Genomic DNA, 23996 nt, shown 5'->3' on the forward strand with positions numbered 1-23996 from the left:
GCAACATCATTAACCGAAGGAGATAACTATGCTTCCTCAAAGCAAAACCAAACCGAAAGCAAGCCTGCATAACCTGACCGCCTTGGTCTACGGACCGAGCAAAATCGGAAAGTCAACGTGGTGCTCCCATGCCGAAAATGCCCTGTTCCTTGCAACCGAGCCGGGACTGAACTCCCTTGAGGTGTTCGAAGCCCCGATCACCTGTTGGGATGACCTACTGCAGGCCTGCGCCGAAATCGCGGAAGGAAAACACGATTTCAAAACCATCATCATTGATACGGTCGATAATGCCTATCGCATGTGCGCCGACTATGTGTGTAAAAAATTCCAGATCGAGCACGAGTCCGACCTCGGTTTCGGCAAGGGCTATGCGCTGATCAACAATGAGTTCCAGCGGGTCATTAACAAGCTGGCGTTCCTTCCGTATGGCCTGATTCTCATTTCGCATTCACAGGAGCGCGAGATTGAAACGCGTACCGGTAAACACACGCGTATCATGCCAACGCTTCCGGACAAAGCCCGCAAACTGCTGACCGGATTGGTCGACTTGATTCTGTTTTGTGATCTTGAAACCAAGGTCGGAGAAAACAGCAAGCCTATCCACCAACGGGTGATGCGAACGAAACCCAGCCCCAACTATGACGCAGGTGACCGTACCGGAATGCTGCCGGAAGTAATCCCGCTCGACTTCCCATCCTTCATGCAGGCGTTTGCCGCGACGAGCGCTCCCAAGCCCACCGCAAAAGAAACCGCTAAACCCAAGGAGAAATAATCATGAGCTGGAATGAAAATGACGATCTCGACCTCGCGCAGTTTGATGACGACTTTGAAACGGCAGATGTTGAAGAGAAGGAATTCGACGAGATTCCAGATGGGAAATATCAGGTCAAAGTGGATCGCGTTGAGCTGACCCGCTCAGAGACATCCGGCAATCCGATGCTGAAGTGGGCGTTGAAGATTCTCGGTCCGGCCCATAAAGGCCGTCTGCTGTGGCGCAATAACGTGATCGCCAGTAAAGACAATGTGAAATGGCTGAAACAGGATCTCTACACCTGCGGTCTTCAGATTGAAAAGTTGTCGGAGCTTTCGGGCAAACTGGAGTCCCTGCTGGATGTTGGCCTCGAAGTGACCAAGCGCACGAAAAACGAATTCGAGAATATCTATTTCAACCGACGCATTGTGTTGGATGAAAGCGATACAACCGGTTCGGCGGACGGTCAGGACGTAAACGACATGATCCCGTTTTAGGCCATGATGACCGTTGTAATCGATACAAGGGAGCAAGAGGGATATTCTTTCTCTGCTCCCTCTATTCGCCGGAAACTGGAGGCGGGCGATTATTCCCTTGAAGGCTTTGAAGACTGGGTGGCTGTGGAGCGCAAATCGATGGCTGATTTTGTTTCCACCGTCGTTCGAGGGCGCAAACGCTTTCACAAGGAACTGCAGAAGCTTCGTGATTATGACGCAGCCTGTGTGGTTGTCGAAGGGAACTTTCGCGATCTGCTCGAAGGGCGTTATTTGAGCGACGTGCATCCCAACGCCCTCGCGGGAACCATTGCCTCCATCATTATCGACTTCGGTGTGCCGGTCTACTTTTGCTCGGACCGGCAGGCCTCCTGCCTTTTCACCGAAACCTTTTTATCCCGATTTTACCGGAGGTTTGCTCCATGCCACGAAAAAGAAAAACCCCCGTCAGACTCCGGGGACGTATAGAAAAAGTATATTTTGCCGGGCCGAAATTTTCAGCCGGTCGAATGCTGACGGACAGCGGCGATGCCGTGCAGTTCGCTGGAAACCTGTTTGCGCAAGAAGAGCAGCCTGTTGTTTTTGTTGGAGAATGGGCAACGCATCCGAAGTTTGGTCGCCAGTTTAAGGTGGAAATGATGGAGCACGACTTGGACTTGGATCAGGACGGGCTTATTCATTATTTGGCCAACCATCCGGAGATTAAAGGCATCGGCCCGGCCAAGGCCCGACGTATCGTTGAGGCCTTCGGTGATGATTTTGAAGCCACGTTGATGGCTGAACCGGAACGCATCGCTACGGAAGCAAGAGTCTCCATTGAGGCCGTCGAGCGTCTGCAGGAAGAATGGGCGAAGAACCGGAGCGTCAACGCCGTATTGGCATGGCTGTCCGCCTTCGGTCTGACACACCATCAGGTCACGACGCTGGTGGATAAGCTGGGAGGCAATGCGCTCGATGTGCTGAAGGCCGATCCATATATTCTAATTCGGGAACTGCGCGGCTTCGGCTTTAAGAAGGTAGACAAGATTGCCCGCCAGCTCGGCACACCAAAAGACCATCCGCCCCGCGTTCGAGCCGGAATCATCTATTGTGTAAAAGACGCGCTTGATCAAGGGAACTGCTGGGTGGAATACGAGGAGCTGCTTGATCAGTCCAATCTCCTGTTGGTGATGGATTGCTTTGATAGCCGGGATCGAATTGAAACCGCATTGGATCAGTTGATTCATGAAAACCTGCTGGTCTGCGATTCAATCGGTGGTCGGTTTGTGGTTGCCTTGCCCGAAATCCTCAAGATGGAACGGGAACTGGCAGACTTCTTTAAGCGGGCTACTAAACCCAATCCGCACTTCGGGGTGGAGAAGGATCTGAAAACCATCATCCTTCGCCAATGCGAAACGCTGAATGAAAAGCAGTTTGAAGCCGTAGAGCTGGCCTTGCGCAATTCGGTCAGCCTGATTTCCGGGGGCGCTGGATCGGGTAAGAGTTTCACGGTGGCCGCAATCAATGCGATCTGCGAAGAGTGTGATTTGGAAGTGGTATTGACTGCGCCGACCGGTAAAGCAGCCAAACGTCTGGAAGAAGTCAGTGGCCGTCAGGGAACCACCATCCATCGCCTGCTGGGCTATGACGGTAAAGAGTTCGCCCGGAACCGGGACAATCCGATTGATGCCGATTGGCTGATTATCGATGAATTTTCCATGGTCGATGTATCGCTTGCATGGCATTTGATTCAGGCGGTTGATGCATCGCGCACCGCTATTATTATCGTCGGGGATCACAATCAGCTCCCTCCGGTTGGGCCGGGCAATGTTCTACGAGACCTGATTCAGACCCGGGCGATCCCGACGGTGATTCTCGATAAGGTGGTTCGTCAGGCCGGAGTGCTGAAAGAAAACAGCATCGCGATATTGAACGGAGAGGTCCGCAAAACCAGCGAGGCAAAATCGCAAGAATGCCGGGACTGGTATCTGGCTGACAAATTCACCGATCCATCCGAAGCCCGTCGTTTCCTGCTCAGCCTATTTTCGACGCGATTGGATGAACTGGGATTTGACCTCGTAAAAGAAGTCCAGGTTTTAACCCCCACGCATAAAGGCCCGCTTGGTACGCAGGTTTTGAATGAAGAGCTACAGCGTCTCATTCAGAAGAAATTCTGGAATGTAATTGTCCCGCCGATACCGCCCAAACGCAAACCGCCTCTATTCAAACACGACAAGGTAATCCAGACTCGGAACAACTATGATCTTAATGTGATGAACGGCTCCATTGGGTATGTGCTGGACGTTTTGCCCAACGGCACGTTGCTGGTTGATTTTGACGGTGTGGCCGTGGAGATTGAAAAAGGTTCGCCCAACCTGAAGGATATTCAGCTTGCCTATGCACTGAGTTTTCACAAAGTCCAGGGATCGGAATTTCCATGCGCCGTATTGCTTGTTCATAAGATGCATTCCTTTATGCACCACCGGAACCTGTTTTATACCGGCGTCACCCGTGCAAAGAAGACGGCCATCATTATTGGCGATCATTGGGGCGTCAGAAACTGTGCGAAGAAATCACAGGTCGATGAGCGCAAAACCTTCCTCTCCATTCTGCTGAATCCAGCCGCATTGGAGGTGGCTCAATGAGTTCAGGTACGGCTGATAATATTCGTGAATATTATCGTCAGATCACCGAAGTCGATATTGGCGATATTGCCCGGGAGTTGCTGTCCGGACGGATCACGCAGGAAACGAAACAAAGTATCCTGTGTGATTGTCCGCATCATCAAAGCCAGTCACGGCGTTCGCTGCATATCATGCTCGATAAACAGGGCTGGTATTGTTTCGGGTGCGGTGTGGGCGGCGACGTGCTGCAGCTGGCGGAGTTTGTTTTATACGGCACTGTCACTGCTGGTCAATCCGGCCCCATGCCTGAGAGCCATAAGAATGCCCGCGATTTCCTTGCTGGAAAGGCCGGGCTTCCGCCGCTTTCGGGCTATGGGTTGTCGCCGGAACGATTAGAGCAGTTAGAAAAAGAACGCACCCACGAGCTGCGTGTGAAGGATGCGCTCTCGACGTTAGCCGCGTTTTATCACCAGCAACTGAAATCCAATCCGGACGCAATGGAGTGGCTGAAATCCAAGTATGCGATCAGCGATGAAACCATTGATGCCCTGCAGATCGGCTTTGCCGACAACACCGGCGTAATGGCGCACCTGTTGTCCGGTGACCAGAAATTTACCAAACGCGAACTCGCCGCCACCGGAGCCTTCCGCACCACATCGCAGGACGGGCTGGTTCCCTTTTTTGAAAAGCGGATGATTTTCCCGTACTGGAGCCGTGGACGAGTCGTGTTCATGATTGGGCGCAAAACACCAAAGACGCCCAACAATAAATGGGAACAGGGAAAATATAAGAAGCTCCCAGTTTACGATGAGCATCAGCGCCCGACCATCGCACCGTTTATCAATAACGCCGTCCTCTTTAATGAAGATGCTCTCCTGAGCAAACCTGAGCGGATCATTATCACCGAGGGCGTGACGGATTGCATTGCCCTCATGCAGCAAGGATTCCCGGTTATTTCACCGGTAACTGTTCGGATTCGCGGAGAAGACTGGAAGCGGTTGATTCCAAAAATGCGCGACATAAAAACGGTCTATATCTGTCAGGACAACGAGATCTCCGAAGCCGGATTGAACGGTGCACTGATTACCGCACGCACGCTGGTCAAGCACCAGATCGAAACAAAGGTGGTAACGATCCCGCTGAACGAATCGCAGACGCTGGCTCGGTCTGCATTGCGGGAACGCTACAATTTAACGACTGCAGTCGGCCCCAAAGAGCTGATCAAATTGCTGGCCGGTCGGTCGGATGAGGAGGTGCGTGAAGCCAAGGCTTTGTTGGCGCAGGCAAAGATCGATGCGAACGACTACTTTGCATCAGGAAAAGAATCCTCCGATTTTGAGGGACTGCTCGCGTCGGCCTGTACGCCGGTTGAGTTGGGCATTCAAAACCTGCCGGACGACATGTCGGAATCAGAGCGGGATCGCCTGCTGGAGCCGATTCTGGCCGAAGTCGCCGCCCACTCGCCGCTAAAGCAGGATCGTTTGTTGAAACAGATCCATACGCGGATCAATAAAACCGTTCCTCTTGCCGCCCTGAAAGAAGAGATCCGGCAGGTGTCTCGCAATCGAAAGAAGTCAGAGACGGAAGCTGAAAAACGGGCAAAACGTCTGAGCGGCATTACTCCAGGTTCCTGCAAGGCTCGGATTCAGGAAGCTCTTTTTGATTCCGAGCTGGCAACTGGATCCGCTGATTATACCCAAGCCGCCGAAGCTGCCTTTGAATGGTTCGCCGAACATAGCGGTCAGTTTTTCTATACCTTGGCAAAAGAGCCGTTCATGTATTACGACAACTCTATCTATTGGATGGATTCATCGGACCGTGGGCGCAAACGACACTTTGCTTCGATGATTTATAAAATGACTGGTCTTGTTCCAACCAACAATGGCGGACGCATCTTCTTTGACGTGCTGCCGACTCTTGCGCTGATCAAAGGCGAACGGCGCGACCATTTTTCATGGCTCCATTCCGACATTTCCAAGCATGCCGTTTTTTTTAATCTCAATAATGAGGCGCAGGAAATCGTAAAGATCACACCCGATGGTATTGAGGTCATGAAAAATGGCGGAAACGCCGACGGTGTGATTCTCGACGGATCGCAAAAGATGAAGCCGATCAAATTCATGTCCGACGCAGATGTAGAGGAAGCCGACCGCCTGCTGATTGATCTTATTTTCCATAATCTGACCTGCTCACCGGACGACCGTTATCTCATCATGTCGTGGATGAGCTGTTTTCTGCTGATTGATTTTTCCGGCACCAAACCAATGACCCGCTTCGAGGGTTCCGCCGGATCCGGAAAGACCACGGCCAGCAAACTGATCTCGACACTCCTCTACGGAGACCCGCAGCACAAGAAAGCGACCGATGCCGCCAACTATACCGATGGCACGAAGAACCCGCTGATCGCACTCGACAACATCGAGGTCAAACAGATGACCGAGGAGCTGACGACATTCATGCTCACCAGTATCACCGGCATAGCAAAGGAAAAGCGAAAAGGAGGAACCGATAGCGAAACGGTATCGGAGCGCACCAAGTGCCTGCTCAATACGACCGGCATTGAACCGCTTTGCGGGGAGCTATCTGAAATCCAGTCGCGCAGCTTTGTCATCAACTTTGAACGGAAGAACCAAACGAACGCCTGTTTTATTGAGTCGGAGATCATTGCGGCCATTCAAAAGAATCGCGACCTGATCCTTTCGGCCCTTATGAAACGAACCAGCGAGGTATTGGCGATGATCCGGGATGGTAAGCGTTCAAAAACTATGGAGCTATTGCTCGGAGCGTTAGGCGATCACGATAAACGCCGCTGCAATGAATATCTCAGTCTGATGTATCTGATGATGCTTTCCAATGATTCTGCCGAAGAGCGGGAGCAGGCATTGTCTGAGGTCCGGCCAGAGTTTGTTCAACAAATAAAAAGCCTGAACGAGGCGACACAAGCTACGGCTCGGGATTCAAATCATATTGCGACGGCCTTGCACGCACTATTCAAGGCATACAAAAATGCGGTCGAGCTGGATGAAAAAGCCACCTTTTCAGGAGAACGGAGCAATCATCTCAGCTCGTTTATAGAGCGGTACCAGATCAAATTATCCCACCGGGATCATCTGAATGGACTCTCATCCAGTCAGCTGTTGATTGCGCTCCGGCGTATCAGTAAGGACTTCAGCCTGGAGTTTGATTTCAAGACCCCGGCACAGTTGGGTAAACGAATCGCCAACGACATGGAAATTATCGAATCCGCTGGGCTAAGAATCGAGCGAACCCAAAACAAAAAGATGAAAAGCTGGCAGTATTCCATTGAGCTTATATGACACGCTGAATAGACGATACATAATATTGTTAACGGGCATCCTTCGGGGTGCTTTTTTTGTTGGCGGGTGATGGGCTGATCTGTTGCGGGTGGTCGGCGGGTAACAAAAAAGGATCCCCCGCCTCGGCATCTAGCTATCAATGAGGTTGTTATATTCGTTGGCGGGTGTTGCGGGTGTTTTTTCGGAAACTATGACCCTCTATATCACACGTTTTTTCTCTCTCCCTCTCTTATACGCATACATAGGAAAAAAAGTCTGTCGCACGATGGTGGGTTTTCTAAATTAACCCCCGCAACACCCGCCTCTCTGTTTTTTATTATTCATATCTGCTTAAATATAAATAAATAACAACGTTCTTCAGCTGGCGGGTGTTGTGTTTTTCATCCCCCGCCCATCCCCCGCCGTCCCCCGCCAACACCCGCCAATAAGACTATCCCCGTTAAAACAGGCGGGATTACGACACTCCTCCTCTGTTTCCGGTAAGTAAGAACCAGTATTAACCACCGGAGCAAAGTATGTTTCTCGAAGGCATCCGACATTTACTGGGGTCTAGCAATGACCACGATGAAGATAGCGAACAGCAGGCGCTGTACGTTTCTACCGATTTGAACGCGCAGGTACTCACACTCCAGGAGCAGGACGTTAACCATGACGGGCAAACCTATCGTCAGTTAACCCCCGACTATTTTGCTTGGCTCCGTTCCCGCATGCAGACCGCTCAGTCCGCGCACCGGAATAAACGGATCTCAGACAAAAACTGGAACATACTCCGAGAACGCTTCAATCCCATTCAGCACCATGCCATTGAGATGTTCGGGCAGGATGCTCTCAAAACGGCCTGTGAAAATTTCAACTCAAACCGTTATCAGCCTCCGCAGGATTTTCTGGAGGAACGGTGGATCTATCCACAAAACGAAACGCTTAAATTTTCTGCGGACGTTAAATCAAGCGCCGTCGCCAAAGTAGATGCAATTCGCTCACAAGCCATGGATCTCGGATGGACGGAACCTCAGCTTTATCAAAATCAAGGCCGCCACCGATTTCCCTGCGGCGGTGATTATGGACTCATCTGTTTTGTCGGTAGCGACCGGAAAATTGGCGAGGTGACCGAATCCTACATTGGGATTGTTCACGGCATAGGCACCGCCCGAGAGCGTGTGTTGAAATTTCATAACTCCAAGGTAATGCAACCATGGATGAAAAAGGTGGAGGTACCCCATGTCCACTAAGCCCTATGCAAACGCAGAAGACGTCCTGCCACTAGAATTGCTCCAAGAGATCCAGAAACATCATTCGGGTATGCTTTGGATTCCCGCCGCCGAGTCATTTTACCGCCAACGCCGCAAACTGGTGATTGCTCTCAAGGATGAAGGCATCAGCACGGAGGAGATTGCCAACCTTGCCGGAATTACACCGCGCCGGGTGAACCAGATTCTGGCCCAGCACAAAAAAGAGCAGGCCGTCCGACACATTGACCCGGCTTCCGGTAAGTAAGCGTTGAGGTTCGATACGGGGCTAAATTTCTCTCCCGCCCCGAACCCCGGATTATCAAAACGAAAATACAAAATCGGAGATTTACCGTTGGCCATTTCAAAAACAGATAAAGGCAGCTTGGATCGCTGGCACCGGAATGAGGGAAAAACCGAAATGTCCGACGCGATGAAAAAGAAAGCGGAATCCATGGAAGGCAACCTGCAGACCCTCAAGCACGGCATCTTTGCCGACCGCTGCCTGACGCCCGAAGAAAAGGTCATGTTCGACCACATCATCGAGAAGCTGCACGGCGACTTCCAGTTCAACAAATCCAGCGACTTCCTGCAGGTGGAACTGGTGGGTATCTATTCCGTAAAGCTGGTCCGGGCGCAGATTGAAGGTAACACACAGGCCGCCGAAAGTCTGGACCGGATGATCCGCTGTCACATGAAGGATCTTAAAACCACCAAGATTGCCCGGGAAGGCGAAGAAGCCAAAGGGCCGACCACGTCTCCCTCGGACTGGGCCACCGCACTATTGGAAAAGGTGGAGGAAGTCGCCGAGAAAAAGAGCGCTCCCCGTAAAAAGAGGAAAAAAACTGCGGATAACACCAAAGCCGCCAAAAAGAAGACCCCCACCAAACGGGGCGATGCGGAGGCTGAGAATGAGTGAAAGTGCGCATAACTCTGGTTCTAGGAAATTTTGCTTAACCAATATTTCCCGGAATGCGCCGCTGGGGACATTGTTTCATGGTTTCCCATGGTCCGGACATCGTCAGAGATCATCAGGACATGGTGAGTCATGGTCCAAACATGATCAAACATCATCGGGGAATCGTCGGGAATTATCAGCATATCGTCGGCTGGCATCGGGAATTGTGTGCTTTGAGCTATACTCTCTCATACTGTCTCTATGCTGTAAGCAAAAGAGAGCGGCCTCAACCGCTCCCGGAAACAATGCCGAATTGCCCAAGGTTACAGTCGCTCCAACGCATCCTCCAGCTGGCCATCAACCAGATGGGTGTAAATCTGCGTGGTGGAAACGTCCCGGTGCCCCAGTGCCCGCTGAACAACCAACAGGTCGTTGGTGGCCTCGTAAAGGTGCGTGGCGAACGTATGCCGCAATCCGTGAGGGGAAACCTCTTTCTGGATTCCGGCCTTCTTCATCCAATGCGCGATGCGGTTGGCCATCTGCCTTTTGCAGAGCCGCGTCTTTCGATTGGAGATCAGCAGCGCATTGCACTGCGGTGTGTTTTGCCGGGATCGTTCTCGCATATATCTTCTCAGCAGGATGCGGAGGTCGGTCTTTATGAATTTGACCTGTATCACATTTCCTTTGGCCCGCACCCGTAGCTGTTTGGCATCGAGGTCGATGTCGTTGACCGTCAGCGCCGCCAGCTCACCGATGCGGATCCCGGTGCCGAGCAGGATTTCAATCATCACTCGATCCCGCAAGCTCGCAAAGCCAGTCCTCGATTTGACTTCCTTCAGTAAGGCTTTCTTTTCCGCGCCAGTCAGGAAAACAGGCGGCTTCTGCGGGAGCCGCTTCATACGCAGGGACCGCGCCGGATTGTCCGGCGTGATACCCATGTCAGAGGTCCAGCCAAAGAATGAACGCACTGCCGCTTTCATCCGGTGCAGGGATGCGGGCGACCGCTCGCCTTTCGGGGACTGCAATACCGCGTCCGACGAAAAGACCCGATCCAGCAAAGCAGGCGTTGCTTCGGAGCATCGCGACAATGCGGCCACACGCGCCACAAGGCGCAGGTCTCTTCCGTATGCGGTAATAGTTCCTTCGGCACGGCCTTCGGCGGACAGGTGCGCACAAAAGGCCGCGATTGCGGCCTCTGCGGTTACTTCTGGTTGTAACGCGTGGTTATTCACCATCGCTGGCCTCCTCGGCCTTGTCGCGTCCCATCGGGGTGCTCTTCGGAAGCGGGAGGTCTTCAATCTTTCCCGTATCCTTCGCCCAGACCAGCATCATGCGAAAAACCCGCACGGTCTTGGCCACGGTGCGCTCGGCCCGTGCTTCGCCGTTGCCCCGTTTCAACAGCTGGTCGGATTTCAGGAATTTGCCGACCTGCGGAACGCGAAGGCTGGCCAGCTTTTTGTCGGAGCCGAAATACTCCTCAATCAGAGCGAGATCTTTCGCGTAGGTGTAGAGCGTCCGCTCCTTTTTGCCCAGCCCGCGCAAATGCTCGATAAAGGCTTCGGTTGCTTCGTGAATAGTCATCTCTGTCATGGCTTTGTCTCCTTTGTGGTTAAGTCGGGGCGGTTACCCCATGAATTCAATCACCTGCTGAAGAAGCTCTTCAACGTGCCCGAGCGAACCGACGTGCGCCCAATTGACCGTGTCGGTTTCCGCCGCCACGTTCACCTTTTCCTGAATGAGCTTCAGGCTCTCATCAATGTTCGCCTGCCGCTTCGCAAAGGCGGTCCGAGGGGTGTCGCTGTTCTTGATCTTCTGCATGGTGTTTCTCCGTTTTCTGCTCTCGCGGGCTTCTCCCGCAACGCCAGCACTAACGCTCTTATCCCGTTGCACATCAAGTCATTGAGACGAGTAATGTGCATTTAAAACAAACCATAAACCCAAGGAGACCAAGACGATGAAAAAGTTGATCGTACTCGTTGCCATCACCTGCGCGGCTGTCGGCCTGTTGGCCGGATGCACGACCTATGAGCCGCCTGAAAAGATAAAGTCGGCCACAGCGACGCTGAACCGCTACACGCCCGAATACGTCCGCGAGGCCAACAAGGCGCTCACGGAATCGAACCACCCGGATGCGGAGCGGTTGACCGGCATCGGCCAGCGATTGGAAACGGCGATTGATTCGCTCGACCGCTGGGCCAACGAAACTAATACGGAGGCGACACCGTGAAACAGATCCTCGAACAGAACAGCGATGCCGTGCAGCAGGCTGGTCAGGCGCTGGTAGATATCGGCTCCGAACTGGCCGCCGGAAAGATTGATTCCGCCTTTAACCGTTTGGCAACGGAGCAGCAGAAGTATGCCGAATGGGAAGAGCTGGATCAGGCTGCGTTGGACATTGAAGATGCCATCGCCAACCGTAAGAACTCGCTGGCGGTTCAGCAGGTGCTCACCGAACTGTTGACCGCTGTGCTGGGTTCTGCCCTGCGTGTGGGCATGTAAGTATGGCACTGACGGCCAGAGAACGTAAACTCGCGGAAACACTGCGTGATCCCGTGTTGTGGGGACAAGCCTATCTCCACAACCGGGACGGCTCTGGCCGTACCTATTGGGACCACCAACTCGAAGACCTGCGGAGTTCCCATAAAAACATCATCCACCTGGATGGTCGCGATGTCGGCAAATCCATAGTGCTGTCAACGGATGCGCTGCATTACGCATTCACGACCCGGGGTGGACAGGGCCTTATCGCCGCGCCGCACCAAGGGCACCTCGACACGTTGATTGAAGAGATCGAATTCCAGCTGGACCACAACGAAGACCTGATGAACAGCATCGCGCTGACCAAATACGGAAAACCGAAGATCCAGCGCAAACCCTACTTCCGAATCGAATTCACCAATGGCTCGGTGATCTATTTTCGTCCTGCAGGCGCGTATGGCGATGCGTTCCGTTCTCTCCACGTCAATCGCGTATGGGTCGATGAGGGTGCGTGGTTACCGGAACGGGCATGGAAGGCCCTGCGCCAATGTCTGAAAACTGGCGGGCGCTTAAAGATTTATTCCACTCCCAACGGTCTGCGCAACACGACCTATTATCGCCTGACGCTATCGGAGCAGTTCCAAGTGTTCCGCTGGTCATCTTGGCTGAATCCTCATTGGAACGCCGAACGCGAAGCCGAACTGCTGGAGTTCTATGGCGGGCGCGATACCTCCGGCTGGCAGCATGAGGTCGCGGGGGAACACGGCAAGCCGTCCTACGGCGCGTTCAATATCGAGCAACTCAACCTTTGCCGACAGGAGCTGCTGGAATATCAGAAGATCACCATTACCGACGCAGAGCTCCGGGACTGCGAAACCGAAGAAGCCGCCTATGACCGGCTGGAACTGCTGCTGAACCTCATGCCTCGAACCGGGCTGTTTTGGATCGGCGGCGACTTGGGCTATACGAACGATCCAACCGAACTGGTTGTTTTTCAGGAGGTGGAAGTTGGCGATCGCACCATCTTGAAGCTGGTGCTACGGCTTCACATGAAGCATGTATCCTATCCGCATATCGCTCAGACCATCGCCTTGTTGGAACGCTATTTCACTCCGGCTGGCATCGGCGTGGATAATGGCGGTAACGGCTTGTCCGTCGTCCAGGAGTTGCTGACGCTCGACAAATACAAAGAGTTACAGCTCGAAGAGCGCCTCAAAGGTTTTGATTTCGGCGGTATGACACGGATCACACTGCGTGATGGCAAGGAGATCAAAAAACGCACCAAGGAGCTGATGACCAACCTTATCAATGGGTCTCTCCAACGCAAGCAGCTTATCTTTCCGTCGGACGATCTGGAAATTGAAGACCAGTTCACCACGCAGACCTACACCTTACGCGACGGGAAAATCATCTATTCAAAGGGCAACGATCACATCATCGATGCCGTCCGCTGCGCTATGCTGGTTCGGGAACTCGGCGATCTGGATGCAGGAACCGAAGAAACCGTCTTTATCAAACCCGTCCTGACTGATCCGGTTTTTGTTTAACGCTCCCTCCGACACTTTTTCCGCCGCTCCGGTAAGTAACCGATCAAGGCATTGTTTCGCCCGTACGGGGCAAATGTGCACGATGAACCCCGCGACGGAGAACAGGATGGAAGCAACAGCAGAACAGCAATCTAATGGCGACGTGTTAACACCGATGGCTACGGCGGCGGCGCTGGACAGCTCAGCCTTCAGTACGATCAGTGCCAACAATGCGGTTCCGGCTTCATGGGAAGATCGAGCGCGAAAGGCGTGGGAATATTATCTGGAAGAGCCGCTAGTGAAAAACTGTGTTAACTCATGGCGCACCTTTGCTGTGGGGGATGAAATTAAAATCTCCAGTGATGACGACAAGCTGAAAGATGTCGCGTTGGACGTCGCAGGAAAACTGGGAGTATCGGAATTCATCAAAGATATGATTCTGCAATTACTGGTCAAAGGCGATGCGGTTGGTTTCAAACGATACGGCGAAACGGGCAATGATACGGAAGAGCTGGTTTGCGTTAACCCGGTATCCGTGAAGGTTAAATATGCCCAAGGCGAGCTGATTGAAGCCAAGCAACAACCGGAAAATAGTGGCGGCGACTCAATTGATCTTCCTGTTGATCAGACCATCCATCTGAAATGGGATGCACCAGCTTTTTCTCCCCGGGGTAATTCGCTGGTGCTTCCGGCGTTCCAATCCATTGAACTACTGCGAGACTATCGCAAGGCCGAACAGGCCATTGCCAAACGATGGACTACCCCGTTCCGAATGCTGAAGGTCGGCGGCGCATTCGGCCAAAAGATGGTGATGCCTGACCAGCGCATGCTCGAGCAGGTGCGCGACATGGTCAATAAGATGGATATGAAAAGCGGCCTCGTTGTTCCGTTTTACGTCAATGTTGAGACCCACGGGACCGACGGACAGGTGCTGAATGTCGAAGACAAGGTGAAGGAAGTCAAAGAGGATATTGTTGTAGCTCTCGGCCTTTCCCGCTCATTGGTAACCGGTGACGGCCCCAACTTTGCCACCGCCTCCGTCAGCATGCAGAAAATGATGGTGATGATCCGGGAAATTAAACAGGCCGCCCGGAAGCTGCTAGACTGGGTCTTCGACGATTGGATGGAGCAGAATGGATACGATGACAAATCGCTTCAGTTCATTTTTAACGATCTCGATCCCAGCGACGCCGTCGATTTCAAGAAGCTGCTTATCGAGCTGTATGACCGCAAATTGATCAGTCGCTCCAGCCTGCAGCTCAAGATGGATCTGGACCCGGCCATTGAATCGGCCAACCGGGAAAACGAACAGAAGGTCATTGATCTGCTGGATGAAAAGCAAGTGAAGCCGATTAACGATATGGTGGTCTCCGGTATCATGAGTGTTCCATCCGCCCGCAAAATGCTCGGAATTCCAAATGAAGAAGCCGATATGCCGGGCACGGAGACAGCTCAGGCGTCGCTAAATGCACAGGCCGACAGCCTTTGTGATGAATGCACCCACTTCAACTCAGAGACCAACCACTGCCGGGTACATAATGCAGAGCGGAGTTTTGACGCACCTGCCTGTCGGTTTATGGATTCACGGGAGGCTTAACCATGCCCTCCGATCTTAAACAGCGGATCCTGAAAGCTACGGAGAAGAGTCTGAAGACCCGCAACCGTTACAGCGATTCCGTCACCGCGCAACTTACGCAGGCACTGAAAAAGGCGGAGCAGGAAGTCGCGCAGGCGATTCTTAAATATAAATCGCTCGGCTCTCTCCCCGATAATCAACTGGCCCGGCTCTCCGGCCTTGAAAAACTGCAGGGCGAATTGGGAGACGTAACACGGACGCTCAAAAAACAGCAAACGCTGATCTTTCGCAAAAGCACCAAGGAGGCATTCAAGGGCGGCATTGCGGAAGGCATCGGAGAATTGACCTCTGCCCAGTTGCCGTTCTACGCCGACCTCACCCCCGGTGGTATCGACAAGTTGGCCACCAAAGCCTTCACCATTGTCGATACCAACGCGCTTGATTTTATGGCGCAATACAACCTGACGTTGGCAGGCGATGTAAACCGCGAGCTGGCTGACGGCATTCAGCGCACTATTTTGAATGGAATCGCCACCGGAAAAGGAGCGGATGATATTGTCCGGGATCTGGGTTCCGTAATTGTGGACAAGGATTCGTTCCGCCAAGCCGGAACCCGGGTATTCAGCAAAGCGCAGTACCGGATGGAAATGATCGCCCGGACAGAAATTCTGCGGGCGCATAACATGGGGCGGCTTAAATTTCATGAGCGGGTCGGTGTCCAGAAGCTCGAATGGATGACCATGGGCGACGAACGAACCTGCCCGGTTTGCGGGCCATTGAATGGCCAGACTTATCTTATCGACAAATTTCCCCAACAGCCTGCACATCCCCATTGCCGATGCACCAACATGGTCGCATGGCCCATGACGATCTGCGGTTCCGACATGTCAGCTCAGGCCGCTCCAACTGCGATTCAAGGCGATGCCTGCATTCTGCCCCCTCACGTTGTGGAAGGTATGGCCGATGCACAGGCTGCAGAGGAAAAGCAGCTCAAGCAGGTGTTTGAAAACGGCTCCGTGGATGGCCTCAAAGGACTGACGGCCAAACAGCTCCAAACGCTCGCCAAGGGAAACGGAGTGTCCGTCGCCCGTACTAAGGCCGATTTTATCAAGCTCCTCGATAAGGCCGACCCCGGCGTGGATCACAGCGGACTGGCTGGAGCTGCACTGAAGGCAAAACTGAAGGAGCACAAAATCGGCCTGCTACGCACGAAAGATGAGTTGATTGAACTGCTGTCCCAAAAGCAGGCGCAACTCAAACAGGCGCAGATGGTCGCCCAGCAAATGGCCAAGCTTCCGCCGGTCGAGGGGCTGGATGGCATGACAGCCAAACAGCTGAAAGAAATGGCCAAGGGCAACAGCATATCGCTGAATATGACCAAGCAGGAAACCATTGAACTGCTCGATAAACTCGAGCCTGGCATTGATCACACAGGGCTCAAGGGCCAGGAATTGCTCGCAAAGAAAAAGCAGCACGGCATCGGCATTCTGAAAAACAAACAGCAGCTGATCGACGCCCTCCAGAAGAAGGAGGGATCCGATCTAGCCGAATCGGCCAAACAGCAAGCGGTGGATGAAGCAAAAAAGCTGCTCATCAAAAAGCAGATGGAGCTGGTCAAAAATACCGTCTCCGGCGTTCAGGTACCGGATTCTCCACTCGATTACGGCCAGTTTATCAGTCAGCTGGGTGATGCAGAAAAAGCGCTATCCTCCGCGACGGATCTGTCTCAGGATCTGCTGGCAGGTCATGCAAAAGAGATCGCGCTCAAAAAAAAGCTATTTCAGGATCAGGTGACCAAACTCAAAGCGTCCGAGCTGAAAAATATTGCGAAGGAATCCAAACTGAAGCATTGGCAGTGGGCGGGCAAAGACGATCTGGTCACGATTTTTACCGAAACCGATCCAAGCAAAGTGGATTTTGCTAAGCAAAACATTGAAACCAAATGGTCAAAGTGGGCGGAAAAGTATAGCGGGAAGAAAAAGCTAAAACCCAAGGCTCCGGCAAAAGCACCGAACCCTAAACCCGAACCTCAGAAGAAACCCGTCTTTGCCAAGAAAGGCTCCGAATATGACGAAGCCGACCTGAGCTGGAAAAAGAAGCCCGCCAGTGCCTTTAAAAAATCTGGAAAAGCCGATGTCGGCGGTGCGCACGAAAAGGAATTCTGGACGGATGAAAACGGCGAGAAATGGCTATTTAAACCGGCGAAGAACTCCAGCGACAACTTTATCGCGCACGGAGAAGAAGCGGCGTACAAGATTGGCCGCCTAATTGACCCTGATGCCATTGAAGTACGAACCATTCAGCTCAACGGACGAACCGGCTCCATTCAGAAATGGCGCACCGACCTGAAAAGCGACTTTGATTTTCGCGGTGTACTTCCCGAAAACCTGTCCACGCTGGAAATTGAACAGCTCCAGCGTGAGCATGTGGTCGATTGGCTGATTGCGAATCACGACGGTCACTCTAAGCAGTTTATCCGTGCGACGGATGGACAGGTGTACGGCATCGATAAAGGTCAGGCGTTTAAGTTTCTGGGGAAAGACCAGCTATCACTCAATTACCATCCCAATCGCAACTGCGGTGAGGCAGAGCCGTTCTACAACACTGTTTTCCGTGCGGCCAAAGACGGCAAGGTTAACTTCGACCCCAACGTGACACTGAAATATATTCAGGAGGTTGAAAAATTTTCAGACGAGTCCTATCTCGATATGATCCGCCCCTACGCAGAGGGCCGATTCGGGAAAAACAAAGCCGGATTGAATCAGTTTTATGAACAGGCATTGGACCGAAAGCATAACCTGCACCGTGATTTTGAAAGCTACTATGGCGAGGTGCTTGGTCAAAAGGGATTCCGTTTTGACACAAAGAAGTCGACGGTCAGTGCAAAAAAACTCCTTCAGGCGGCAGATGAGGCCCTCATTGAGGATGCCGGAAAACTTGGCTGGCAGGGGAAAACACTGCCGTTCGACAGCGGCGACGTGGAAGACCAGAACGCATTGATCTTTACGGAAATGTTCAACGGCAAGCCCCGCACGGTCGTTAAAATGAAAATTCGCCCCGATACCGATGGAACCATCGTTTCCAAACTCCAGGGGCAACTGGACCGTGTTACGATTCCGAAAGGAAAGCCGCTTAAAGAAGATTCCTTTTACACGGATATTCTGGAGGCCGTTAAGAACGTGAATTACCACTCCACCCAAAGCGGAAAATACAATCAGACCAAGCTCGATAAGGCGATGATACTTCGGAACAAGCTGGGCCAGCTCGCGAAAAGCGATGATCCGAATGTTCGCAAGATGGCGGAAAATTATGTCAGCTGGCTGGATCAGCTCGATGATGCGGTTAAAAACAAAAAAATAACGAAGGGCACGTTTGAGCAATATCTGCCGGAAGCTCCCAAACCGAAGAAACAGAAGAAACCTGATTTCAAAGTGAAAAAAGGATCCGTTACGCACACCAAGCGCGAGATCAAGAATGGAGAGATTTTGGTGGATAAGGACGGGGTGAATAACTCCACTATATTCCGGGGCCGGTCTGTGAAAGGCGGCGTTCAATACACGGCGGAATTCGACGACGGAACCCGGATCAACTATCGCCCGTGGAAAGGTGACAACCTGTACGCCCAGCGTGGTGAAATGGAGATCACCATCGACGGGAAGGTTTCGCCCAACAAGATGGAATCGTTGATGGATAAGCTGGATCAACTGGGCATTGATGCTCGGGTAGCTTCGCCGGAAAATGCCGAACAGATGTATTTAGAAAAGATGGCATACATTCGCAAGGTGGATCATAAGGCTGACTTTAAACGGTTGCAGAAAGGACTGGATGATCGTGAGGCGTCCACCACCGAGCGGGTGCAGGCAATGCGGGAATATTGGCAAAAAGAACTGAAAGTCGACGATCTCACGAAACTTCCCGATTACGATCCAATGGGTGCGTATCAGGCCGGGTTTTTGGACCGAAAATTAAAAGGCGGTTACCGGAACCAATTCCGGTTCGACATCTCTGAACAGGAGCTGGAAGAAAAGATGAAGGGACACTCCCTTGTCCATAGTTTGACCAACAGCGAGAAAATGTCGGATTTCGTCGAGACGATCATGCAGAACAACGGTGCCATGGTCAGCACGGTTGAAAAGATGCGGATGGGGATTCCGCCGGGAGGCATGTCGCCGGTCGCTGATATGAATTCAGGCGGAGCTAGCTACTTTTTTACCCGTATCAAAAAGAATCCATCCAGCCACGCCCAACCCGCGCTCTATTTCAAAAAGAGTATGCTTCGCCGCATGGATGCGATCAGCTACAACCACGATGCCTACGGAAAGGTTGTTGATGGTTATGTCAAAACGCACCGAGGAAGCGACATCGCGGACTGGAAGCAATTCTCCAGCAACAGCGGCAATGAAACGATTTTTAAATATTCGGTGACGTTGCTGGACAACATTGAATACATCGTTACCCATTCAACAACAGAACAGAAAAAGGTGATTCAGAGTTTCGTCAATCGAGGCATAACCAAATTACCGGACGGACGAAAGATAGAGGATATGGTCCGAACGTCGGACAACTGGAGCAGCAGGAAATGAAAGAAGTGATCGCACAGGAAAAAGCCCGGATTCAAAACCTATTCCGGTTGTTTAATCAGAATGGCTGCAGGATGCAGGTCCGCGAACATGGAGGGGAAAACTTCATCGATACCATTGTCGCTGAATGGATCGTCACACGCATTGCCCCTCATTTTGATACAGCGGGGAAAATAACCCGAGTAGATTTCTGGCTGCTCTGGAAAGAACTCGGTTATTCCGAAGACCGGCGTTGCTGCCACACCACCAAGGTGATTGGTGTGGATGTAGACGATACGCTTCCTGTTGAAATTGACGGGCAAACCATCGATGCGTGGCTGATTGTTGAGCTGACCGATGAGCACAAGCGGATCCATCACATCGAGATGATCGAACCTGTCACCGAGCCGGACCATGCTGCCGATTGGAAACAATGGACAAAATACCGGTGTGACCATCCGGATCTGTTCAAACGAATTGACGAGAGCGTATTGGAAGAACACCTCGAAATTGCGGAGGATTGGGAATGAAGCTACGTTACATGATCGATTCCATTTTACCCGTTCCATCCAAGTCGGAATACCACCCAGTCGGAGTTTGGGTTCAGGGTTTCGGTGCCGGATTGGACATTGAAATGTTCTACCTGGACTCCAAGGATCCGGCCATCCTTGAGCGGCGAGAGGCTGCCGATTGGGTGATTAACCGCCTTGTCGAGAATGATATCAGGACTCTTCCTGATGATTTTCTGGAATACCACCAGCAACAACGCTCGCCGTATGACGGCACATTTTCTGAGATTTCCGAGACCTCAGAGTATCCATCCACTACGGCCTGTGGAGCTGCTTTGCTCGCCTCGATAAAAAAATAAGGCCACTCGTCCGACACTTTTCAAACTTCTCCGGTAAGTAACCGCTGAACAACCGGTCGCGTCTACACGCGCCGAACTTTACAGCGACTAACCGGAGATTTCAATGAAGACATTTGCGACCGACCTTGACCGGCTGGCGTTTCTCTTAGAAGCAGATGCGGCGCTCGCAATCGATCCCGAAGAATTGGGAACCGATGCCGCCGAACAGACAGCTCCTGAAGAGCAGGCTCCCGGGAAACGCCCGAAATACATCACCAATTACATCGGCAGTAAACAGAAGCTGGTGGATTGGATTTGGAAAAACACGCCCGACAAGGTCGGCTCGGTACTGGATGCCTTTTCCGGTTCTGCCGTCGTCGCCTACATGTACAAATCCAAAGGGATGCAGGTAACCACCAACGACCGGCTTCATTTTTGCCATCATGCGGCAAAGGCGATTGTTGAAAACAGCTCAGTCACCCTGACCGAAGCTGAAATGGATGCGCTGGTTGCCGACAACGCCAATGCCGGAACCTTTGTGCGCGACAATTTTAAGGGCATCTTCTTTGTTAAAGGTGTCCATGGGGTGATCGATGCGATTCGGGCCAACTGCGACAAACTTTCCGGCTATAAAAAGGATATCGCATTGTTTGCGCTGGGCAAAACCTGCGCCAGCGGCGGGTTCGGGCACTTTTCATCCTCTGCTGAGGGCGGCCAACGTAAGGATACGCCCGAACAGTTTAAGGCGCGGTACCGCAAGAATCTGGAGCGAATCAATGCGCTGGTATTCGACAACGGCAAAACGAACAAGGCTCACCATGGCGATGTGAACGCCATTCTGCCGAAGGTGAATGCCGATCTTGCCTATTTTGATCCGCCGTATGCGACTGAATTTTCGACCACCAACTATGAAAAAGCCTATCACTTTGTGGAAGGCCTCATGGTCTACTGGAAAGGCCTTGAAATCAACAAGGACAGTAAGACCAAGCATTATTCTACGGATCACCAGACTGTTACTAAAGGCAACTCCTCCGCCTTTTTTGAAACGTTCCTCGGTAACGCCAAACACATCAAACATTGGCTGATTTCCTATCGCGACCATGCTCATCCGAACGAATCGCAGATGAAAAAGATCATTGCGGGGCACGGTCGCTCATCCCGGATGCAGTCAAAGGATCACTCTTATTCAATCACGGCAAAGCGTGGAGCCGCATCATCGGCCAAGGAACGCCTGTTTGTTTGCGTGAAGGGAGCCTCGGCCAAAGCATCGGAAGAAAAGACCCAACCCATGGCCGCCGCTGCGAATTTCCACACATCTATTCCGGTGGAGCTTGCTTTGGACGAGGATGCTATGCGCTCAGAGGCGATGATGGGAGCTACTGGCGATCCCCAGTTCACCTTTATTCTTTGCCGAACCGGTACCAATCGGAATGGCGATCACTTTACTGCGGAAGAACTAAACCAACGTCACATGACGGCCATCAATAAGAAGGTCGACCTGCAGCACTCGCAGGATTTTGGCGATATTGTGGGCGGTATCGTCGCCGCAGATTATCAGGAAGATGAGCAAGGCGGGCGCATTGAATGTGTCGGCGAACTCTACGCAGCCGACACACCCAACGCGCAATTGGCCTACAAGCTCATGAAGCGCGGCATTATCACTCAGGTTTCGATGGAGTGTGATTACGAAGAAGGCGAATGCTCCGTCTGCCACAAGCGATTCAAAAGCAAAGCCGACTACTGCACCCACCTGCGTAAATTTAAAGGCCGCGAACTGAGCGGCAAACCCGTCTACGAAATCCTGCACGGCGTCACCTTTTCCGGACTAGGCCTTCTCGACCGAAAAGGAGCCGATGAGCAGGCCCGAATTCTACAGGTGGCGTCGGTTCAGGATCCATCTGATGAACAACAACCCCAAGGAGAATCCCTAATGGACGATAAAGACAAGAAACCCGATCTGTCGTCTTCCGATGCCGCGAAAAGCAAAGCTGCGGAAGAAACGCCGAATGCGGAGCTGGAAAAGGAAAACCGTGAGCTGAAAGCTAAGGTATCCGAACTTCAGAAGAAAATTGAGGAACTTGAAGCCGAGCAGAAAGCCGCTGCATCCAAAGCTCGTGCCAGCCAGTTGATCGGTAAGCTCGAAAAACAGGGCATGGACTTCGGCGAAGAGCGAGACAACGAACTCAACCGTTTGGCCGAACTCTCGGATGATGCCTTTTCCGCAACCGAGGCCGCCTATGCAAAAATGGCGAAAACGAACACTACAGAACCGCCGGATAAAGAGCCTCCTCCCAAGAAGGCCAAAGCCTCGAATGATTCGCCGATGCGAACGTCCGCCGGAGTCCGTCCGCACGATGTGGACGACCAAAAGCTCTCGCTCGAGGACCGCCTGAAAAACGGCTTCATGGCCGCCTATAACAACCGCGTCGGAAGCGAAGCAACCACCAACGCCTAACCCCAAGGAGAATCGATATGCCATTTATTAATCCAACCCATCCCGGCCTCGCATATGGCGATGGCTACATGCAGGGAAGCGGCGAGATCGGTCAGTTTGTAGCTGTGGCCGGAAACGACCAATTTGCCGTCAACACCGATCCGGAAGTTCGCTCGTTCGGAATGCTGATAAAGAGCTATGCCGACGGCGAAATGCCCGGCATTCACTGCAAAGGCGGCACGTATGAAACCGATGTTTTCGAAGGAACGATCAATCCCGGTGACGATTTGAAAGTTTCGGACCACGGTACGCTTGAGGGCGGAAACATTGCCGATGATGAACATGTGATCGCTCAGGCCATCTCCGTTCAGAGCGGCGTGCTGAAATTTAAACTGCTGATTTAACCAAGGAGCCTATTCAATGGAAAACGAACTTATTGATATTCACAGTCAGGAATACATGGAGACCATGGCGCAACTGATGACGGAAGCGCTGGAGTCTCCCGAGGGGATGCAGGCATTGGCCGCCGCTATCGCCGCGCCTATTGAGCAGGAAATCCGGCGTAAGGAGATTTCCTCCCTGTTGCTTACTCGTCACACCTTGCCCAAAGGTGAGCGTCCGCTGTACCAGAAAAAGCCAACCGTTAAGGCCCACTGGATCAGCAAAGATGGCGAAGCGCAGGAACAAGAAGTCGGTAGCGACGAAGTCGAATTCCCGACCAACCGAATCCACTCCAACCCGATGGTCGACATTTCCGTCCTCAAAAACGGCAACATCGGCACGCTGATGGATATTCAGACCAGCGCATCGGATGCCATTCGGAAAGAGATGGATAGCCGCTCAATCAACGTGTTATCCACTGCGGTTCCTCCAGAAAACACGGTGGAGGTAGTTGGCAATACGCTGACCGAAGAGGCGCTCAACGAAGCCATCTCTATTATTGAAGACCTGGAGCTGTCGGTAAAATATATCGTGCTGCGCGGTCGCCGTTTCAACGATCTACGCGGCTGGGATCTCGATCCTCAGACCAAGTTGGAACTACGCCAAAAGGGCGTGGTGAAAAACTATGGTACCGGAGGCATTCTGTTGACCGCCGCGATGCCGCTGGATGAAGTGCTGATCATTCCTGACAAGGAAGTTGGAAAACTCCCGGTCCGCGAAAAGCTCAAAGCGGAGTCGGTCGAAAAGAAAACGCGCTTCAAAACCGGCTGGCTGGTCTGGTCGGAAATCGGTCAGGGCATCACCCGCCCGGACATCATGGCGCGAATCAAACTGGGACTGTAGGAA

Annotated in this window: 21 protein-coding genes; 18 read left to right on the top strand and 3 right to left on the bottom strand. The window is 52.4% G+C overall.

What is annotated here, in order from left to right:
• The first annotated feature begins 28 nt into the window (after positions 1-28).
• The 8 genes from EGM51_00915 to EGM51_00950 all read left to right on the top strand — a co-directional run bounded on the left by EGM51_00915 (position 29) and on the right by EGM51_00950 (position 9310).
• The gene (locus tag EGM51_00915; protein QBG46040.1) at positions 29-772 is read left to right on the top strand and encodes an ATP-binding protein; all 744 of its coding nucleotides are present in this window, start codon (positions 29-31) and stop codon (positions 770-772) included.
• Positions 773-774: 2 nt separating this feature from the next.
• Positions 775-1248 (top strand): DUF669 domain-containing protein, encoded by a 474-nt coding sequence (locus EGM51_00920; protein ID QBG46041.1) that lies wholly within the window; start codon positions 775-777, stop codon positions 1246-1248.
• A gap of 3 nt (positions 1249-1251) precedes the next feature.
• Complete coding sequence (locus tag EGM51_00925) at positions 1252-1713, top strand: hypothetical protein (GenBank protein QBG46042.1); 462 nt, start codon at positions 1252-1254, stop codon at positions 1711-1713.
• A complete protein-coding gene (locus EGM51_00930; protein ID QBG46043.1) occupies positions 1668-3869 on the top strand; it encodes an AAA family ATPase in 2202 nt (733 codons plus the stop codon). The genes EGM51_00925 and EGM51_00930 overlap by 46 nt, the downstream gene beginning before the upstream one ends.
• Positions 3866-7165 (top strand): DNA primase, encoded by a 3300-nt coding sequence (locus EGM51_00935; GenBank protein QBG46044.1) that lies wholly within the window; start codon positions 3866-3868, stop codon positions 7163-7165. Before EGM51_00930 ends, EGM51_00935 begins: the two co-directional genes overlap by 4 nt.
• Before the next feature lie 515 nt (positions 7166-7680).
• Entirely contained in the window at positions 7681-8394 is a 714-nt protein-coding gene (locus EGM51_00940; GenBank protein ID QBG46045.1) for a hypothetical protein, read from the top strand.
• On the top strand, positions 8384-8659 hold the full coding sequence (locus tag EGM51_00945) for a helix-turn-helix domain-containing protein (protein QBG46046.1): 276 nt from the start codon (positions 8384-8386) through the stop codon (positions 8657-8659). Before EGM51_00940 ends, EGM51_00945 begins: the two co-directional genes overlap by 11 nt.
• 87 nt (positions 8660-8746) lie before the next feature.
• Positions 8747-9310 (top strand): hypothetical protein, encoded by a 564-nt coding sequence (locus tag EGM51_00950; protein ID QBG46047.1) that lies wholly within the window; start codon positions 8747-8749, stop codon positions 9308-9310.
• Between the two features lie 302 nt (positions 9311-9612).
• Here the strand turns inward: EGM51_00950 and EGM51_00955 are convergent, their stop codons facing one another.
• From EGM51_00955 to EGM51_00965, 3 genes are read right to left on the bottom strand one after another with little or no spacing between them, the layout of a single operon-like run.
• On the bottom strand, positions 9613-10524 hold the full coding sequence (locus EGM51_00955) for an integrase (GenBank protein QBG46048.1): 912 nt from the start codon (positions 10522-10524) through the stop codon (positions 9613-9615).
• Positions 10514-10879, bottom strand: coding sequence for a hypothetical protein (locus tag EGM51_00960; protein ID QBG46049.1), 366 nt, complete (start codon positions 10877-10879; stop codon positions 10514-10516). Before EGM51_00960 ends, EGM51_00955 begins: the two co-directional genes overlap by 11 nt.
• Positions 10880-10912: 33 nt before the next feature.
• Positions 10913-11107, bottom strand: a complete 195-nt coding sequence (locus EGM51_00965) for a hypothetical protein (GenBank protein ID QBG46050.1) — start codon at positions 11105-11107, stop codon at positions 10913-10915.
• 136 nt (positions 11108-11243) lie between these two features.
• Here EGM51_00965 and EGM51_00970 point away from each other — a divergent pair, with 136 nt between their 5' ends.
• The 10 genes from EGM51_00970 (at position 11244) to EGM51_01015 (ending at position 23993) form a co-directional block, all read left to right on the top strand.
• A complete protein-coding gene (locus tag EGM51_00970; GenBank protein ID QBG46051.1) occupies positions 11244-11516 on the top strand; it encodes a hypothetical protein in 273 nt (90 codons plus the stop codon).
• Positions 11513-11788, top strand: a complete 276-nt coding sequence (locus tag EGM51_00975) for a hypothetical protein (GenBank protein QBG46052.1) — start codon at positions 11513-11515, stop codon at positions 11786-11788. The genes EGM51_00970 and EGM51_00975 overlap by 4 nt, the downstream gene beginning before the upstream one ends.
• A gap of 2 nt (positions 11789-11790) precedes the next feature.
• Complete coding sequence (locus EGM51_00980; GenBank protein QBG46053.1) at positions 11791-13314, top strand: hypothetical protein; 1524 nt, start codon at positions 11791-11793, stop codon at positions 13312-13314.
• A 106-nt stretch (positions 13315-13420) separates the two neighbouring features.
• Positions 13421-14890 (top strand): phage portal protein, encoded by a 1470-nt coding sequence (locus EGM51_00985; GenBank protein ID QBG46054.1) that lies wholly within the window; start codon positions 13421-13423, stop codon positions 14888-14890.
• Positions 14891-14892: 2 nt separating this feature from the next.
• The gene (locus tag EGM51_00990; protein QBG46055.1) at positions 14893-19452 is read left to right on the top strand and encodes a phage head morphogenesis protein; all 4560 of its coding nucleotides are present in this window, start codon (positions 14893-14895) and stop codon (positions 19450-19452) included.
• The gene (locus EGM51_00995) at positions 19449-19958 is read left to right on the top strand and encodes a hypothetical protein (GenBank protein QBG46056.1); all 510 of its coding nucleotides are present in this window, start codon (positions 19449-19451) and stop codon (positions 19956-19958) included. Before EGM51_00990 ends, EGM51_00995 begins: the two co-directional genes overlap by 4 nt.
• A complete protein-coding gene (locus EGM51_01000; protein ID QBG46057.1) occupies positions 19955-20296 on the top strand; it encodes a hypothetical protein in 342 nt (113 codons plus the stop codon). The genes EGM51_00995 and EGM51_01000 overlap by 4 nt, the downstream gene beginning before the upstream one ends.
• A 103-nt stretch (positions 20297-20399) precedes the next feature.
• Positions 20400-22730, top strand: a complete 2331-nt coding sequence (locus EGM51_01005) for a DNA methyltransferase (protein ID QBG46058.1) — start codon at positions 20400-20402, stop codon at positions 22728-22730.
• 17 nt (positions 22731-22747) lie between these two features.
• On the top strand, positions 22748-23113 hold the full coding sequence (locus EGM51_01010; protein ID QBG46059.1) for a hypothetical protein: 366 nt from the start codon (positions 22748-22750) through the stop codon (positions 23111-23113).
• 16 nt (positions 23114-23129) lie between these two features.
• Positions 23130-23993 (top strand): hypothetical protein, encoded by an 864-nt coding sequence (locus EGM51_01015; protein ID QBG46060.1) that lies wholly within the window; start codon positions 23130-23132, stop codon positions 23991-23993.
• Positions 23994-23996: the final 3 nt, after the last annotated feature.

The sequence above is a fragment of the Verrucomicrobia bacterium S94 genome (assembly GCA_004299845.1).
Classification (GTDB): domain Bacteria; phylum Verrucomicrobiota; class Kiritimatiellia; order Kiritimatiellales; family Pontiellaceae; genus Pontiella.

Coding starts and splice junctions, on each gene's coding strand:
- EGM51_00960 (QBG46049.1), bottom strand. CDS start 10,879: ATGACAGAGATGACTATTCACGAAGCAACCGAAGCCTTTATCGAGCAT.
- EGM51_00940 (QBG46045.1), top strand. CDS start 7,681: ATGTTTCTCGAAGGCATCCGACATTTACTGGGGTCTAGCAATGACCAC.
- EGM51_00965 (QBG46050.1), bottom strand. CDS start 11,107: ATGCAGAAGATCAAGAACAGCGACACCCCTCGGACCGCCTTTGCGAAG.
- EGM51_00925 (QBG46042.1), top strand. CDS start 1,252: ATGATGACCGTTGTAATCGATACAAGGGAGCAAGAGGGATATTCTTTC.
- EGM51_01000 (QBG46057.1), top strand. CDS start 19,955: ATGAAGCTACGTTACATGATCGATTCCATTTTACCCGTTCCATCCAAG.
- EGM51_00920 (QBG46041.1), top strand. CDS start 775: ATGAGCTGGAATGAAAATGACGATCTCGACCTCGCGCAGTTTGATGAC.
- EGM51_01015 (QBG46060.1), top strand. CDS start 23,130: ATGGAAAACGAACTTATTGATATTCACAGTCAGGAATACATGGAGACC.
- EGM51_00915 (QBG46040.1), top strand. CDS start 29: ATGCTTCCTCAAAGCAAAACCAAACCGAAAGCAAGCCTGCATAACCTG.
- EGM51_00995 (QBG46056.1), top strand. CDS start 19,449: ATGAAAGAAGTGATCGCACAGGAAAAAGCCCGGATTCAAAACCTATTC.
- EGM51_00935 (QBG46044.1), top strand. CDS start 3,866: ATGAGTTCAGGTACGGCTGATAATATTCGTGAATATTATCGTCAGATC.
- EGM51_00970 (QBG46051.1), top strand. CDS start 11,244: ATGAAAAAGTTGATCGTACTCGTTGCCATCACCTGCGCGGCTGTCGGC.
- EGM51_00930 (QBG46043.1), top strand. CDS start 1,668: ATGCCACGAAAAAGAAAAACCCCCGTCAGACTCCGGGGACGTATAGAA.
- EGM51_00945 (QBG46046.1), top strand. CDS start 8,384: ATGTCCACTAAGCCCTATGCAAACGCAGAAGACGTCCTGCCACTAGAA.
- EGM51_00990 (QBG46055.1), top strand. CDS start 14,893: ATGCCCTCCGATCTTAAACAGCGGATCCTGAAAGCTACGGAGAAGAGT.
- EGM51_00980 (QBG46053.1), top strand. CDS start 11,791: ATGGCACTGACGGCCAGAGAACGTAAACTCGCGGAAACACTGCGTGAT.
- EGM51_01010 (QBG46059.1), top strand. CDS start 22,748: ATGCCATTTATTAATCCAACCCATCCCGGCCTCGCATATGGCGATGGC.
- EGM51_00955 (QBG46048.1), bottom strand. CDS start 10,524: ATGGTGAATAACCACGCGTTACAACCAGAAGTAACCGCAGAGGCCGCA.
- EGM51_00985 (QBG46054.1), top strand. CDS start 13,421: ATGGAAGCAACAGCAGAACAGCAATCTAATGGCGACGTGTTAACACCG.
- EGM51_01005 (QBG46058.1), top strand. CDS start 20,400: ATGAAGACATTTGCGACCGACCTTGACCGGCTGGCGTTTCTCTTAGAA.